At 61.1% G+C, this 14,565-nt stretch carries 12 protein-coding genes; 2 read left to right on the top strand and 10 right to left on the bottom strand.

What is annotated here, in order from left to right; translation table 11 throughout:
- The first annotated feature begins 177 nt into the window (after positions 1-177).
- Positions 178-1,068, top strand: coding sequence for a DMT family transporter (locus QMX93_RS12470; RefSeq protein WP_282356247.1), 891 nt, complete (start codon positions 178-180; stop codon positions 1,066-1,068).
- Between the two features lie 73 nt (positions 1,069-1,141).
- Here the strand turns inward: QMX93_RS12470 and QMX93_RS12475 are convergent, their stop codons facing one another.
- The 4 genes from QMX93_RS12475 to QMX93_RS12490 all read right to left on the bottom strand — a co-directional run bounded on the left by QMX93_RS12475 (position 1,142) and on the right by QMX93_RS12490 (position 4,734).
- The gene (locus QMX93_RS12475; protein ID WP_282356249.1) at positions 1,142-2,359 is read right to left on the bottom strand and encodes an SAM-dependent methyltransferase; all 1,218 of its coding nucleotides are present in this window, start codon (positions 2,357-2,359) and stop codon (positions 1,142-1,144) included.
- Positions 2,360-2,603: 244 nt separating this feature from the next.
- The gene (locus QMX93_RS12480; RefSeq protein ID WP_282356251.1) at positions 2,604-3,221 is read right to left on the bottom strand and encodes a hypothetical protein; all 618 of its coding nucleotides are present in this window, start codon (positions 3,219-3,221) and stop codon (positions 2,604-2,606) included.
- A 33-nt stretch (positions 3,222-3,254) separates the two neighbouring features.
- On the bottom strand, positions 3,255-4,010 hold the full coding sequence (locus QMX93_RS12485; protein WP_053117926.1) for a TPM domain-containing protein: 756 nt from the start codon (positions 4,008-4,010) through the stop codon (positions 3,255-3,257).
- Positions 4,011-4,125: 115 nt separating this feature from the next.
- A complete protein-coding gene (locus QMX93_RS12490; RefSeq protein WP_159815360.1) occupies positions 4,126-4,734 on the bottom strand; it encodes a LemA family protein in 609 nt (202 codons plus the stop codon).
- A gap of 261 nt (positions 4,735-4,995) precedes the next feature.
- On the opposite strand from QMX93_RS12490, the gene bglX reads away from it, so the two are divergent.
- Positions 4,996-7,287: a beta-glucosidase BglX gene (gene bglX / locus QMX93_RS12495; protein WP_282356256.1), complete on the top strand. Its 2,292-nt coding sequence runs from the start codon at positions 4,996-4,998 to the stop codon at positions 7,285-7,287.
- Positions 7,288-7,459: 172 nt separating this feature from the next.
- Here the strand turns inward: bglX and QMX93_RS12500 are convergent, their stop codons facing one another.
- From QMX93_RS12500 to QMX93_RS12525, 6 genes are all read right to left on the bottom strand, one after another.
- On the bottom strand, positions 7,460-8,617 hold the full coding sequence (locus QMX93_RS12500) for a phosphatidylserine/phosphatidylglycerophosphate/cardiolipin synthase family protein (protein WP_282356259.1): 1,158 nt from the start codon (positions 8,615-8,617) through the stop codon (positions 7,460-7,462).
- A gap of 1 nt (position 8,618) precedes the next feature.
- A complete protein-coding gene (locus tag QMX93_RS12505; protein ID WP_212545252.1) occupies positions 8,619-9,209 on the bottom strand; it encodes a YceI family protein in 591 nt (196 codons plus the stop codon).
- A gap of 295 nt (positions 9,210-9,504) precedes the next feature.
- Positions 9,505-10,275 (bottom strand): helix-turn-helix domain-containing protein, encoded by a 771-nt coding sequence (locus tag QMX93_RS12510; RefSeq protein ID WP_282356264.1) that lies wholly within the window; start codon positions 10,273-10,275, stop codon positions 9,505-9,507.
- A gap of 59 nt (positions 10,276-10,334) precedes the next feature.
- Positions 10,335-11,792 (bottom strand): amidase, encoded by a 1,458-nt coding sequence (locus tag QMX93_RS12515; protein WP_282356266.1) that lies wholly within the window; start codon positions 11,790-11,792, stop codon positions 10,335-10,337.
- Complete coding sequence (locus QMX93_RS12520) at positions 11,789-13,099, bottom strand: citrate-proton symporter (RefSeq protein WP_053117911.1); 1,311 nt, start codon at positions 13,097-13,099, stop codon at positions 11,789-11,791. Before QMX93_RS12520 ends, QMX93_RS12515 begins: the two co-directional genes overlap by 4 nt.
- 78 nt (positions 13,100-13,177) lie before the next feature.
- Positions 13,178-14,353 carry a M20 aminoacylase family protein gene (locus QMX93_RS12525; RefSeq protein WP_282356268.1) on the bottom strand — a complete coding sequence of 392 codons (1,176 nt, stop codon included), beginning with the start codon at positions 14,351-14,353 and terminating at the stop codon, positions 13,178-13,180.
- Positions 14,354-14,565: the final 212 nt, after the last annotated feature.

The following is a 14,565-nucleotide window of genomic DNA, read 5'->3' on the forward strand; positions in this document are numbered from 1 at the left end:
ATCGCGAGCAGGCTCACTCCTACAGGGGAACGCATTTCAAATGTAGGAGTGAGCCTGCTCGCGATGGCGCCGGCAAACTGTACGGATAAGTAAGTGCCTAGCTGTAACAGCCACAAGCCCCCGGTTTATGACTTGATGAAGGTCATTCCCAACCTCCTACGATTCTGGTCTCCCCCAATGTCCTCGCGCGAAAACACCGGCATGGCCCTCGGCCTGCTCGGCGTGGTGATTTTCAGCCTCACCCTGCCCTTCACCCGCATCGTGGTGCAGGAACTGCATCCGCTGCTCAACGGCTTGGGTCGCGCGTTGTTCGCGGCGATTCCGGCGGCGATGCTGTTGTTGTGGCGCCGCGAAAAGTGGCCAACGTGGCAGCAAGTCAAAGGCCTGAGCCTGGTGATCGCCGGAGTGATTCTCGGTTTCCCGGTGTTGTCGGCGTGGGCCATGCAAACGCTGCCGGCGTCGCACGGGGCATTGGTCAACGGTTTGCAGCCGCTGTGCGTGGCGCTGTATGCCGCGTGGTTGTCTCATGAGCGTCCGTCAAAAGCCTTCTGGGCCTGCGCGGCGCTGGGCAGTGCGTTGGTGCTCGGTTATGCGTTGTACACCGGGGCTGGGAGTATTCAGGCGGGGGATTTGCTGATGCTCGGCGCGATTGCCGTGGGTGGGCTGGGTTATGCCGAGGGCGGCCGGTTGGCCAAGGAGATGGGCGGCTGGCAGGTGATCTGCTGGGCGCTGGTGCTGTCGACACCGTTGTTGATCGGGCCGGTGGTTTACTTGGCGCTGCAACATCACGGCGCGGTGTCGGCCAAGGCTTGGTGGGCGTTTGGTTACGTCGCGCTGTTTTCGCAGTTTCTTGGATTCTTTGCCTGGTACGCCGGGCTGGCGATGGGCGGGATCGCTCGGGTCAGTCAGATCCAGTTGTTGCAGATCTTCTTCACCATCGCGTTTTCGGCGCTGTTCTTTGGCGAGCACGTCGAGCCGATTACCTGGGTGTTTGCTTGCGGGGTGATTGCGACCGTCATGCTCGGGCGCAAAACCACGGTGCAACCAGCCCGCATTGCCACCACATGACTTGTAGGAGCAAGGCTTGCCCGCGATGGCGACAGCACGAACGCCTTCGCGGGCAAGCCTTGCTCCTACAAGATCAGGAAAGGTAACCGTCGGCGCGCAGCAGGGTTTCCAGGCAGTGTTCGCTGATGTGATAGAACGCTTTCAACTCTTCAATCTTCACCAACAACTGCGCCGGATCGACCGGCTCGGCGCGCTTCACCGCGAGAATCATCTTGTTCTTGTTGGTGTGATCGAGCGAGATGAACTCGAACACCTTTGTCTCGTAACCGCACGCTTCCAGGAACAACGCCCGCAAACTGTCAGTAACCATTTCTGCCTGCTGACCGAGGTGCAAACCGTATTGCAGCATCGGCTTGAGCAGCGCCGGGCTCTGGATTTGCAGGCGGATCTGTTTGTGGCAGCACGGCGAGCGCATGATGATCGATGCGCCGGAGCGAATGCCGGTGTGGATCGCGTAGTCAGTGGCGATGTCGCAGGCATGCAAAGCGATCATCACGTCCAGTTCGCTCGGCGCCACGCTGCGCACGTCACCGCACTTGAACACCAGCCCCGGATGATCAAGCTTCGCCGCTGCTGCGTTGCACAGGTTGACCATTTCTTCGCGCAACTCGACGCCGGTGACTTCGCCCTCGGCCTTCAAGGTGTTGCGCAGGTAATCGTGAATCGCAAAGGTCAGATAGCCCTTGCCCGAGCCGAAATCCGCGACGCGCACCGGTTTGTCCAGCGCCAGCGGCGAGGTGGTCAGCGCATGGCTGAACACTTCGATGAATTTGTTGATCTGCTTCCACTTACGCGACATCGCCGGGATCAGCTCTTGCTGCGCGTTGGTCACGCCCAGATCCTTGAGGAACGGTCGGCTCAACTCAAGAAAGCGGTTTTTCTCACGGTTGTGCTCGGCGGACGGTGCTTCACGCAATTGCTGAGGTTTGCTCTTGAACAGCGAACTCTTGCCCTTTTTGCTGTATTCGAGCTGAGCTTCGTCAGTCACGGCGAGTAAATGCGCATTTTTGAACGAGGCTGGCAACAGCGCGGCAATCGTCGCCACGCCTTCGCTCAGCGGCAGGTTTTTGGTGATGTCGCGGGTCTTGTAGCGATAGACGAAGGACAGGTTCGGCTGCGCTTTGACGGTGACCGCTTTGATGATGACCCGCTGCAGCTCCGCCTCTTCACCGACGTACTTGGCCAGCACCAGTTTGATGAAGCCGTTCTGCTCGAGGCTGGTTTGCAGCAGCTCGATGAACTGGGCGTGGTGATCGGGCGCGGGCTTGGTGGACGGGGCGGTAATGGACATGAAAAAGCGGCCTCGGACGGGCGAAATCGGGAATGGCGGGTATTTTAGGGGGGATGGGGGTTGGGGACACGCTCTTATTTACCGAACGGCACAATCCATTGTGGCGAGGGGATTTATCCCCGCTCGGCTGCGCAGCAGGCGCAAAATCTGAATGTCTGCTTTGATTGACACATCGCATGGGGCCGCTTCGCAGCCCAACGGGGATAAATCCCCTCGCCACAGGGGACTGCTGAGCCTGGGAGAATCAGGCCAACACCACCAACCGATTCGGCAACTCATTCCTCACCTGCGTCACCGGCACATGCACTTTGAGCAATTCCCCACACGCCTCAATGCACGTCACAAACCCTTCCAGCGTGCGCCCCTGCCGCACCTGCTCGGTAAACGCCGCAACAATCACATCCCAGCTCTTGTTATCCAGCCGCTTGGAAATCCCCTCATCCACCAGAATTTCCACATAGCGCTCCGCTTCACAGACAAAAATCAGCACCCCGGTGCTGCCCACCGTGTGATGCAGGTTCTGTTCGAGAAACTGCCGTCGCGCCAGGTTCGACGCCCGCCAGTGGCGCACGCGACGCGGGATCAAATGCGTGGTGATTTTCGGCAAACGAAACAGCAGGCATAGCACGATAAACGCGCCCCACTGCACCAGCAGCAGACTGTGCATGGTCAGCCAGCCGGTCAGGTAGTGCACGACGCCCGGCACCACCAGCGCCAGCAAACTCGCCCACAGCAGCGGGATGTACGCGTAATCGTCGGCGCGGGCGGCCAGCACCGTCACCAGTTCGGCGTCGGTGTCGCGCTCGACCCGGGCAATCGCCTCGGCGACTTTGCGTTGTTCGTGTTCGGTCAGTAATGCCATGTTGAAAAGTGCCTGCTCATTATTCTTTTAATGTCACCAGCCGCCGGACGATCCACCGCCGCCGAAGCTGCCCCCGCCGCCGCTGAAGCCCCCGCCTCCACCGCCGCCGCCACCAAAACCTCCACCGCCAAAGCCGCCACCACCGCCACCACCGCCCCGGCCGGCGGGCAGGATACCGAGCATCTGGAAGACAAACACGGTCAGGATGAACAACATCACCAAAAATACGAACAAACCGGGATGCCGCGAGATGAAATCATCGGACGGATCACCGCTCGATTCATACACCGTCGACGGCTCGTCCAGCGGATTGCCGCCCAGCACCACCAGCATCGCCGCGACGCCGTCGCTGATGCCTTTGCTGAAGTTACCGGTCTTGAACGCGGGCGTGATGACTTGATGGATGATCACTGACGACTGCGCATCGGTCAGCCGATCCTCCAGGCCATAACCGACTTCGATGCGCAGTTTGCGCTCGTCACGGGCGACGATCAGCAGCGCGCCGTTGTTTTTGTCCTTCTGGCCGATGCCCCAGTGCCGGCCGAGCTGAACGCCGAAATCCTCGATGGTGGTGCCCTGCAGATCCGGCACAGTGACGACGACCAATTGCTCGCCGGTCGCCTGCTCGTGGGCCTGCAACTGCTGGCCCAGTTGCGCGCGCACCGACGGCTCGATCATCTGCGCTTCGTCCACCACCCGCCCGCTCAGCGCCGGGAACGTCAACTCGGCCCGGGCGCTGAGGGCGAATACCCACAACAGCAACACCAGCCCCATCTTCAACACACGCATCTATTACCCCCGCCAATCCCTGTAGGAGCTGCCGCAGGCTGCGATCTTTTGATCTTGTTTTTTAAAAACCAACGTCAAAAGATCGCAGCCTTCGGCAGCTCCTACACAGGCTTTCTCAGAATTTCACTTCCGGGGCCTTTTCCGCGCCGGGCGTGGTGGCTTCGAAGGTTTCGCGGATCGGCAAGTCGCTGTACATCACGCTGTGCCAGAGGCGACCGGGGAAGGTGCGGATCTCGGTGTTGTATTTCTGCACGGCCAGAATGAAATCGCGGCGCGCCACGGCGATGCGGTTTTCCGTGCCCTCAAGTTGCGATTGCAGGGCGAGGAAGTTCTGGTTGGCCTTCAGATCCGGATAGCGCTCGGAGACCACCATCAACCGGCTCAACGCACCGGTCAGTTGATCCTGCGCCTGCTGGAACTGCTTGAGCTTCTCGGGATTGTCGAGGGTGCTGGCGTCGACCTGAATCGACGTGGCTTTCGCCCGCGCTTCGATTACGGCGGTCAGGGTTTCCTCTTCATGCTTGGCGTAACCCTTCACCGTTTCCACCAGATTGGGGATCAGGTCGGCACGCCGCTGGTACTGGTTCTGCACTTGCCCCCACGCGGCTTTGGCCTGTTCGTCGAGGGTCGGGATATTGTTGATGCCGCACGCGGTCAACAGCGTGGCCAGCATCAGCAGGGTGACGACCTGCAAACGCGAGCGATTGGTTGGGCTTACATTCATCACAGTGATGCTCCTTGGCACATTTCATTATAAAAACCGAGCGCGAAACACTCTGCGCCGGCTCTTGGGGCATAATCGGCCGCGCCGCTGGATTACGACGCGCCAATGGGCTAAAAAGTGCCCTGCGCGATCACGCTGCCGCAGTGTCGGCTGTCGTTTTTGGCTCTGCTTTTTGAGCCTGCACCCGAACAACAATAGTCGCTCCCTAAATTTTGGCTGGCCGGCGTTGCATCGCCGCTTGGGCCCTTGAGAAAAACATTCATGAAGAAGCTGTGTTTGCTGGGTCTGTTCGTCAGCCTGGCCAGTCATCAAGTATTGGCCGCCACGACCCCGGTACCCCTGGAAAACAAGGACGCGTTCATCAGCAACCTGATGAAGCAAATGACCCTCGACGAGAAGATCGGCCAGTTGCGCCTGATCAGCATCGGCCCGGAAATGCCTCGTGAGTTGATCCGCAAAGAGATCGCCGCCGGCAACATCGGCGGCACGTTCAACTCGATCACCCGCCCGGAAAACCGCCCGATGCAGGACGCCGCGATGCGCAGCCGTCTGAAGATCCCGATGTTTTTCGCCTACGACGTGATCCACGGTCACCGGACGATTTTCCCGATTCCGCTGGCCCTCGCCTCGAGCTGGGACATGGACGCGATCGGCAAATCCGGCCGCGTGGCTGCCAAAGAAGCCGCCGCCGACAGCCTCGACATCACTTTCGCGCCGATGGTCGACATCTCCCGCGACCCGCGCTGGGGCCGCAGCTCCGAAGGTTTCGGTGAAGACACCTACCTGACCTCGCGCATTGCCGGCGTCATGGTGCGTGCCTATCAGGGCGCCACCCCGAGCGCGGCCGACAGCATCATGGCCAGCGTCAAACACTTCGCCCTGTATGGCGCGGTTGAAGGCGGTCGCGACTACAACACCGTCGACATGAGCCCGGTGAAGATGTACCAGGATTACCTGCCGCCGTACCGTGCCGCGATCGATGCTGGCGCCGGTGGCGTGATGGTTGCGCTGAACTCGATCAACGGCATTCCGGCCACCGCCAACACCTGGCTGATGAACGATCTGCTGCGTCGTGACTGGGGCTTCAAAGGCCTGGCGGTCAGCGACCACGGCGCGATCTTCGAACTGATCAAACATGGCGTCGCCCGCGACGGTCGTGAAGCGGCGAAGCTGGCGATCAAGGCCGGCATCGACATGAGCATGAACGACACCCTGTACGGCAAAGAGCTGCCGGGGCTGCTCAAGTCCGGCGAGATCGAACAGAAAGACATCGACAACGCCGTGCGTGAAGTGCTCGCCGCCAAGTACGACATGGGCCTGTTCAAGGATCCGTACCTGCGCATCGGCAAGGCTGAAGATGATCCGGCCGACACCTACGCCGAAAGCCGTCTGCACCGCGCCGAGGCCCGCGACGTCGCGCGTCGCAGTCTGGTGCTGCTGAAAAACCAGAACGAAACCCTGCCACTGAAGAAAGACGCGAAAGTCGCGCTGGTCGGCCCGTTGGCCAAGGCGCCGATCGACATGATGGGCAGTTGGGCAGCGGCGGGTAAACCGACGCAATCGGTCACCCTGTTCGACGGCATGAGCTCGGTCATCGGCAACAAGTCGAACCTGATCTACGCCCGTGGCGCCAACATCACCAGCGACAAGAAAGTGCTGGATTACCTGAACTTCCTCAACTTCGATGCGCCGGAAGTGGTCGATGACCCGCGCCCGGCTAACGTGTTGATCGACGAAGCGGTCAAAGCGGCGAAGGATGCTGACGTGATCGTCGCGGCTGTGGGCGAATCCCGTGGCATGTCCCACGAATCGTCCAGCCGCACCGACCTGAACATCCCGGAAAACCAGCGTGAGCTGATCCGCGCGCTGAAAGCCACCGGCAAACCATTGGTGCTGGTGTTGATGAACGGCCGTCCGTTGACCATTCTCGAAGAGAACCAGTCGGCTGACGCGATTCTGGAAACCTGGTTCAGCGGCACCGAGGGCGGCAACGCCATCGCCGACGTGCTGTTCGGCGACTACAACCCGTCGGGCAAACTGCCGGTAACCTTCCCGCGTTCCGTGGGCCAGATCCCGACGTACTACAACCACCTGAGCATTGGCCGGCCGTTCACGCCGGGCAAACCGGGCAACTACACCTCGCAGTATTTCGATGACACCACCGGGCCGCTGTTCCCGTTCGGTTATGGCCTGAGCTACACCCATTTCGCCCTGAGCGACATGGCGCTGTCGTCGACCACCCTGAACGCCACCGGCAAGCTCGACGCCAGCGTCATGCTGAAAAACACCGGCAAGCGTGACGGCGAAACCGTGGTGCAGTTGTACATTCAGGACGTTACCGGCTCGATGATCCGTCCGGTGAAAGAACTGAAGAACTTCCAGAAAATCATGCTCAAGGCCGGCGAACAGAAAGTCGTGCACTTCACCATCACCGAGGATGACCTGAAGTTCTACAACGCCCAGCTCAAATACGCGGCCGAGCCTGGCAAGTTCAACGTACAGATCGGCCTGGATTCGCAGGACGTCACACAGCAGAGCTTTGAACTGCTGTAACCGGTTTTTGCCCCGATGATCGTTCCCACGCTCCGCGTGGGAATGCCTCAAGGGACGCTCCGCGTCCAGTGACGCGGAGCGTCACGGGCTGCATTCCCACGCAGAGCGTGGGAACGATCAATGGTGTACACCCTGTAGGAGCTGCCGAAGCCTGCGATCTTTTGATCTCGCGCTACCCGCGACGATCGAGGATGTTCACCACCACCCGATCCACCCACCCCCAGACCCGCTGCTTCACCCGCCGCCACAACGGCCGACGCTGCCACTCTTCCAGACTGACCCGCTGACTCAGCCCGAAGTCCTTCACAAAACTCGCTTCCACCGCTGCCGTCAACGACGGGTCCAGCGCCTCCAGATTCGCCTCAAGATTGAAGCGCAGATTCCAGTGGTCGAAATTGCACGAACCAATGCTCACCCAATCGTCCACCAGCACCATTTTCAAATGCAGGAAGCACGGCTGATATTCAAAGATCTGCACCCCGGCCTTGAGCAGGCGCGGGTAGTAGCGATGCCCCGCGTAGCGCACTGACGGGTGATCGGTGCGCGGCCCGGTCAGCAGCAAACGCACGTCGACACCACGCGCGGCAGCCTTGCGCAGGGAGCGGCGGATTTTCCACGTTGGCAGGAAGTATGGCGTGGCCATCCAGATACGTTGCTGGCCGCTGTTCAACGCGCGGAACAACGACTGCAAAATATCGCGATGCTGACGGGCATCGGCATACGCCACGCGGCCCATGCCCTCGCCCTTGTCCGGCACGCGCGGTAACCGTGGCAGACCGAAATGCGCAGCCGGGCGCCAGGCGCGGCGGTAGCGGTTGGCGATCCACTGGCGATCAAACAGCAATTGCCAGTCGATCACCAACGGGCCGCTGATCTCGACCATCACTTCATGCCATTCGCTGGTGTCATGCCCCGGCGTCCAGAATTCATCGGTGACGCCAGTGCCGCCGACCACCGCCAGACGCTGATCGACCAGCAGCAATTTGCGGTGATCACGATAGAAATTACCGACCCAGCGCCGCCAGTTCAGGCGATTGTAGAAACGCAGTTCAACACCGGCATGGGTAAGGCGCTGGCGCAGATTGAAAGTGAAGGCGAGGCTGCCGTAATCATCGAACAGGCAACGCACGTGCACCCCACGCTCGGCCGCCAGCACCAGCGCTTGCACGATGGTTTCGGCACAGGCACCGGCCTCGACCAGATACAGCTCAAGCTCGATCTGCTCCTGCGCGCCAGCGATCTGCTCGAGCATGCGCGGGAAGAATTGCGGGCCGTCGATCAACAGCTCGAAACGGTTGCCGTCACGCCATGGGAACACCGCGCCGCGCATGTCAGCGCGCCGTGAAAATCAGCACCGCACCCACCGGTACCGACAGACTGATGGCCGACAGGTCGGCGAGTTTGCGCAGACTTTCCAGGCCCGGTGCCAAGTCAAAATCTTCGGCGTTGATCACCAGCGGTTCCAGAGTGACCACTTGAAAGCGTCGATCATCAAGCCGCGTCGCCAGCAATTCGGCGGGGTATTCGTGTTGTTTGCCATGCAGGTTGACGGTCAGCGGCAGGCGCAACTCCAGCTGCGCGCCGGGGGCCAGATCGTTGATCGGGCGCAGGTCGATCTGCGTGGTGATGGTCGCTTCGGGGAATTGCTCGATCTGGAACAGCTCCTTGCGCATACGCTCATCGCGCAGCGGGATGCCGCTGTTGATCGAATCCAGTTCGACTTCGACTTCGGCACGACCGTTGGGGTCGACCTTGCCGTGCAGCACCAGAAAGCGCTGCACTTCGGAAATGTTGGCGTTTTTCGTGCTGACGAACGACAGCCGCGACGACTCGCCGTCCAGATACCAATTGGCCTGCGCCGGCAACGCGACAGCGGCGAGCAGCAGGCTGGACAGGGATGCAATGAGGGAGCGGTTGAACATTGAGGACTCGTGGGGCCGATAAACCTGCACGAACCTTAACTGGCTGGGGCGTTATTGCAAACTTTCACAGAGCTTCCGCTAATTTCCCTGGGTAAGGGGGATCCTGTGGCGAGGGGATTTATCCCCGCTGGGCTGCGAAGCGGCCCCTTGCGGTGTGTCATTGAAACCCTACATTCAGGATTTGCGACTGCTGCGCAGCCGAGCGGGGATAAATCCCCTCGCCACAAAAACACCTTAAACCTCCAAAATCCATTCACCACAAAATCCTCTACATAAAAGACCAGCAGGTGCTCGATCAGGCCAACGCTTGCTGCACATCGCCAATCGTCGCCGCCAGACTGTTCAAATGCAGGCTCAACACCCGCTCCACCGGTGCCTGATCCATCGGCCAGTGCAGCGCCATGCTGCCCACCAATTTCCCTTCAGCACGAATCGGCAACGCCACCGCGCGAATCAGAAACGGCAAACGCACCGGGTATTCCCAATAACCTTCCGTGCGCTGGCCAAAGCCCTGCTGCAACGCCTGCTCTGTCGCACTGAACAAAATTTCCGCGCTCAACTGCTCACGTTGGGCCAGCCGCTCGACCTCATCACTGCCCAACTCGCCAAGGCACGCCCGGCCCATCGCTGAGTGAAACAAACTCGCGTGATGCCCGACGATCTGGCAGTTGTTCGGATAACGCTTGCGCAACACCTGCGGAATAGCGCTTTCCATCACTTCAACCCGCTCGCCATCGAAGCACGACAGATCCGCCACCAGCCCGGTGCGCTCGCACAACTCCACCAGCATCGGCGCCGCGCTCTCCACCAGATGCCGTTTGAAACGTTGCTGACGATCACCAAACAGACGCTTGGCGCACAGGCGATAACGCCGGTCGCTCAAGCCGCGATAGATCCAGCCCTGCTCCTGCAACGTCGCGAGCATGCGCGACACCGTGGCCTTCGGCAGGCTCGTGAGGTAGTGCAATTCCTCCAGCCCCAGCGCCTGATGCTCGCCGAGCAATTCGACGATCGCCAGCGCTCGTTCGACCGAACGCACGCTGCCGGTATCTGTTTTGCTGCCCATGTGTTCGATCTCCCTGCGCACAGATGGATGAACACTTTTTGCAGCAAAATGCGGGCCGCTCAAGCCGATTGCAGGCATGGTGGCGGGCGCCGTTCGACCCAACGGGTCAGTTGTTCATGGGCATACGCCAGTTGCAGAACCGCGCGATCCGCCTGCGCCGGGCCAATGATTTGCAGGCCCATCGGCAGCCCCGCCGGGTTGAACCCGACCGGCACGCTGATGCTCGGCACCCCCGCCAACGTCGGGCCGATGACCACCTCCATCCAGCGGTGATAGGTGTCCATGTTCTGCCCGCCGACCACGCGCGGCCATGGCTGTTGTGCATCAAAAGGGAACACTTGTGCGGTCGGCAACAGCAGGAAATCGTAACGTTCGAACAATTCACTCAGCGCGCGATACCACTCACTGCGGTCGACCGAGGCCTTGTAGACATCGGCAGCGCTCAGACGCAAACCGCCCTCGACTTCCCATTGTGCTTCCGGTTTGAGCAACTCGCGTTTGTGCGGATCGGCATACGCGGCACCTAGACTGCCCTGCACCAGAAAGTGCCGATGGGTCAGCCAGGTTTGCCACAAACGCTCCATGGAAAAATCCGCCTGACAGGCTTCGACCTGACAGCCCAGCGCGGTGAAATCTGCCAGCGCCGATTCGCACAGACTCAGCACACCGTCGTCCATCGGCAGATAGCCGTTGTAGTCGCCAAGCCAGCCGATGCGCACGTCGCTGAAATCCCGTTGCAGGCCTTCGGCAAAGTTGCGCGGCTGATCTTTCAGCGACAGCGGCACGCGAGGGTCGTAACCCGCCTGCGTCGACAGCAATCGTGCGACGTCGGTGACGCTGCGGCCCATCGGCCCTTCGGTGGCCAGTTGCTGGACGAACACTTCCGGCGTCGGCCCGTGCGGCACGCGGCCCTGGGACGGGCGAAAACCGAAGACGTTATTGAACGCCGCCGGGTTGCGCAGAGAGCCCATCATGTCGCTGCCATCGGCCACCGGCAGCAAACGCAGAGCCAACGCCACCGCCGCCCCGCCGCTGCTGCCGCCGGCAATCCGGCTGGAATCGTAGGCATTGGTGGTGGTGCCGAACACGCTGTTGTAGGTCTGCGAACCGAGGCCGAATTCCGGCACGTTGCTCTTGCCGATGATGATCGCGCCGCAATTGCGCACCCGCGCCACGCTGATTGCATCGTGCTGCGGGACCTGCTCGGCGAACAGCGGCGAACCCATGGTCGTGCGCAGTCCAGCGGTGGCGGCCAGATCCTTGATCGCCTGCGGCATGCCGTGCATCCAGCCTCGGGACTCGCCGCGATCGAGTTGCCGATCGCATTCATCGGCCTCGCGCAAAACCTCCTCCGCCGGACGCAACGACACCAGCGCGTTGACCTGCGGATTGAAACGCTCGATGTGTTGCAGATACGCCTGCATCACTTCACGGCACGAGACTTTGCGGGCATGGATCGCGCGGGATAACGCATCGGCGTCCAGCGCGACAATCGGATCGATGGCTAACGGACTCAAGATTTCACTCCAAGGTTGAGCGCGCTGGGGGCTTTGGCGCGGGGCGCCTCTTGCATGCAATAAATCCCGAGCAAGGTCAGCAGGCAAGCGAACAACACATAAAACGATGGCGCCACCGGGGTTTCCAGCACCTTGCTCAACCAGGTGACGATCAGCGGCGCGAAACCGCCGAACACCATTACCGAAATGTTGTAGGCAATCGACACGCCGGTGGAGCGCACTTCGATGGGAAATTGCTCGGCCAGCGCCGTCGGTGCCGGGCCGAAGAAGCCGCCAATCGCGCCGCACAGCAGCAGTTGCATTACCAGCAAACGTTCGATTGAAGGCGCTGCCGCGACCCACACGTACAGCGGATAAATCATCACGAAAAACGCCAGGGTGAACGCCATCAACACCGGTCGCCGGCCGACGCGATCCGACAGTGCGCCGGAGAACGGAATCACTACGGTCATCAGCGCCACCGCGAGCATCTGCACCAGCAACACCTGATCCAGCGGCAAGCCGAGGTTGGTGTGGGCGAAGGTCGGCATGTTCACCAGCACCACGTAAAACGCCACCGTCGCACCACTGGCCAGGCCCATCGACACCAGCAGGCTGCGGCGATGTTCGCGAACCACTTGCCACAGGCCCGGCGCTGCGCCTTTGGCTTTTTTGCGCGCTTCGAGAAACTCTTCCGGCTCTTCCATGTGCTTGCGTATCCACAAGCCGACCGGGCCGATCAACAGGCCGAGCACGAACGGAATCCGCCAGCCCCAACTGTCCAGCGTCTCAGGGGTAAACAGGTGCGTGACCAACGCCACCATCGCCGCGCCGGCAAACACTGCCAGGCATTGCCCGACCAGTTGCCACGAACCGTACAAACCTTTGCGATGAGCCGGCGCGCTTTCCACCAGAAACGCCGTGGCGCTGGCGTATTCGCCGCCAGTGGCGAAGCCCTGGAGCATCCGCGCGACCACAATCAGCAACGGCGCGCCCATGCCGATGGCGGCGTAACTTGGCGCGAAAGCGATCATTGCAATGGACACGGTCATCAGACGAATGATCATCTGCATCGCCGCTTTGCGACCTTTGCGGTCGGAATACATGCCGAGCAGGATGCCGCCCACCGGGCGCATGAAGAAGCCGACGCCGAAGGTCGCCAGCGCCATCAGCAGCGAGGCGTAGCTGTCTTCGGAGGGAAAGAATTGCCGGGCGATGATGCTCGCCAGAAAGCCGTAAACAATGAAGTCATACCATTCCAGCGCGTTGCCGATCACGGCGGCGACCACTTGCCGGGTACGCGAAACACCTGTGCCTGAAGCCTGCATGGGAGATTCTCCAAAAGCTGTTGGGTGAGCCCGTGCGCCGGTGCGCTCGGGATTCAGCGGCAGCAGAACGTGAAGAAATCAGGCCGGCTTGAGCCAGCTCTCGGTGAGCGCGCCCCAGTAGGCGGCGCCAGTCAGCAGGATGTCGTCGTTAAAGTCATAGGCGGGGTTGTGCACCATCGGCCGCGACACGCCGTTGCCGATAAACAGATAGGCGCCGGGGCAACGCTGGAGCATCCAGGCGAAGTCTTCGCTGCCCATCAATTTTGGCGTATTGCCATCGACGGCATCAGCACCGACCAATTCGACGCCAATGTTGCGGGCGAACTCGGTTTCGGCAGCGTGGTTGACCAGCACGGGATAGGCGGGACGGTGTTCGATTGTCGAGGTACAGCCGAAACTCTGCGCTTGAGTTTCGATGATATTGCGCACGCGATAGAGGGTTTGTTCGCGCACATCGGCATTCAGTGCGCGCAGGCTCAGACGCAGAATCGCCTGCTGCGGAATGACGTTGGCCGCCTCCCCCGCTTGCAGTGCGCCGACGGTGACCACCGCGGCTTGCTGCGCATCGATGTTGCGGGCGACCACGGTTTGCAGCGCCATCACCACACTCGCCGCAGCGACCAGCGGATCGACCGTCAGGTGCGGCATCGAACCGTGGCCGCCGACGCCTTCGATGACCACGTTGAGCAGATCCTGCGAAGCCATCATCGGCCCTTCGCGAAAGCCCAGATGCCCAGCGGGCAGGCCCGGCATGTTGTGCATGCCGAACAGCGCATCGCAGGGGAAACGTTCGAGCAGACCATCGGCGAGCTTCGCTTCGGCGCCGCCCTGACCTTCTTCGGCGGGTTGGAAAATCAGCGTGAGGGTGCCGTCGAACTGACGTGTCGCCGCTAGATAACGCGCGGCGCCGAGCAGCATGGTCGTGTGTCCGTCGTGACCGCAGGCGTGCATGCAGCCCTTGTGCTGGCTGCTGTAGGCGACGCCGGTGTTTTCGATGATCGGCAAGGCGTCCATGTCGGCACGCAAGCCGAGTTTGCGCGAGCTGCTGCCGTTGCGCAGCACACCGACGACGCCGGTTTTGCCGATGCCGGTGTGGACTTCGTAGCCCCAGCTTTCGAGGGATTTGGCGACCAGCGCCGAGGTGCGGCTTTCCTCGAAACCGAGTTCGGGGTGGGCGTGGATGTCCTGGCGGGTGGCGTGCAGGTCGCTGGCGACGTCGCTGAGCCAGGCCAGAATGTGCTGATGTCGGGTCATGACGGTTCTCCTCGCGCGGGTTTTCCCGGTCTTGTTGTTCGCAATGAATTCACGACACGTTGGAAGGCAAGTCGTGCTCACCGCCAGATAACCGCGAGACGCGCGCGAGGACAATCGAATGTGGTTCCGCAGAGTGGAACCCCGCTACTCCGTTGTAGGAGCAAGGCTTGCCCGCGAAGGCATATTGTCAGTCACCGAAGATATTGCCTGTG

The sequence above is a fragment of the Pseudomonas sp. PS01303 genome (assembly GCF_029959385.1).
Taxonomy (GTDB): domain Bacteria; phylum Pseudomonadota; class Gammaproteobacteria; order Pseudomonadales; family Pseudomonadaceae; genus Aquipseudomonas; species Aquipseudomonas rustica.

Bases quoted from the DNA above. Each gene is read 5' to 3' on its own strand.
- QMX93_RS12470 (WP_282356247.1), top strand. From the start codon at position 178: ATGTCCTCGCGCGAAAACACCGGCATGGCCCTCGGCCTGCTCGGCGTG.
- QMX93_RS12520 (WP_053117911.1), bottom strand. From the start codon at position 13,099: ATGCAGGCTTCAGGCACAGGTGTTTCGCGTACCCGGCAAGTGGTCGCC.
- QMX93_RS12490 (WP_159815360.1), bottom strand. From the start codon at position 4,734: ATGAATGTAAGCCCAACCAATCGCTCGCGTTTGCAGGTCGTCACCCTG.
- QMX93_RS12500 (WP_282356259.1), bottom strand. From the start codon at position 8,617: ATGCGCGGCGCGGTGTTCCCATGGCGTGACGGCAACCGTTTCGAGCTG.
- QMX93_RS12475 (WP_282356249.1), bottom strand. From the start codon at position 2,359: ATGTCCATTACCGCCCCGTCCACCAAGCCCGCGCCCGATCACCACGCC.
- bglX (WP_282356256.1), top strand. From the start codon at position 4,996: ATGAAGAAGCTGTGTTTGCTGGGTCTGTTCGTCAGCCTGGCCAGTCAT.
- QMX93_RS12485 (WP_053117926.1), bottom strand. From the start codon at position 4,010: ATGCGTGTGTTGAAGATGGGGCTGGTGTTGCTGTTGTGGGTATTCGCC.
- QMX93_RS12480 (WP_282356251.1), bottom strand. From the start codon at position 3,221: ATGGCATTACTGACCGAACACGAACAACGCAAAGTCGCCGAGGCGATT.
- QMX93_RS12510 (WP_282356264.1), bottom strand. From the start codon at position 10,275: ATGGGCAGCAAAACAGATACCGGCAGCGTGCGTTCGGTCGAACGAGCG.
- QMX93_RS12525 (WP_282356268.1), bottom strand. From the start codon at position 14,353: ATGACCCGACATCAGCACATTCTGGCCTGGCTCAGCGACGTCGCCAGC.
- QMX93_RS12505 (WP_212545252.1), bottom strand. From the start codon at position 9,209: ATGTTCAACCGCTCCCTCATTGCATCCCTGTCCAGCCTGCTGCTCGCC.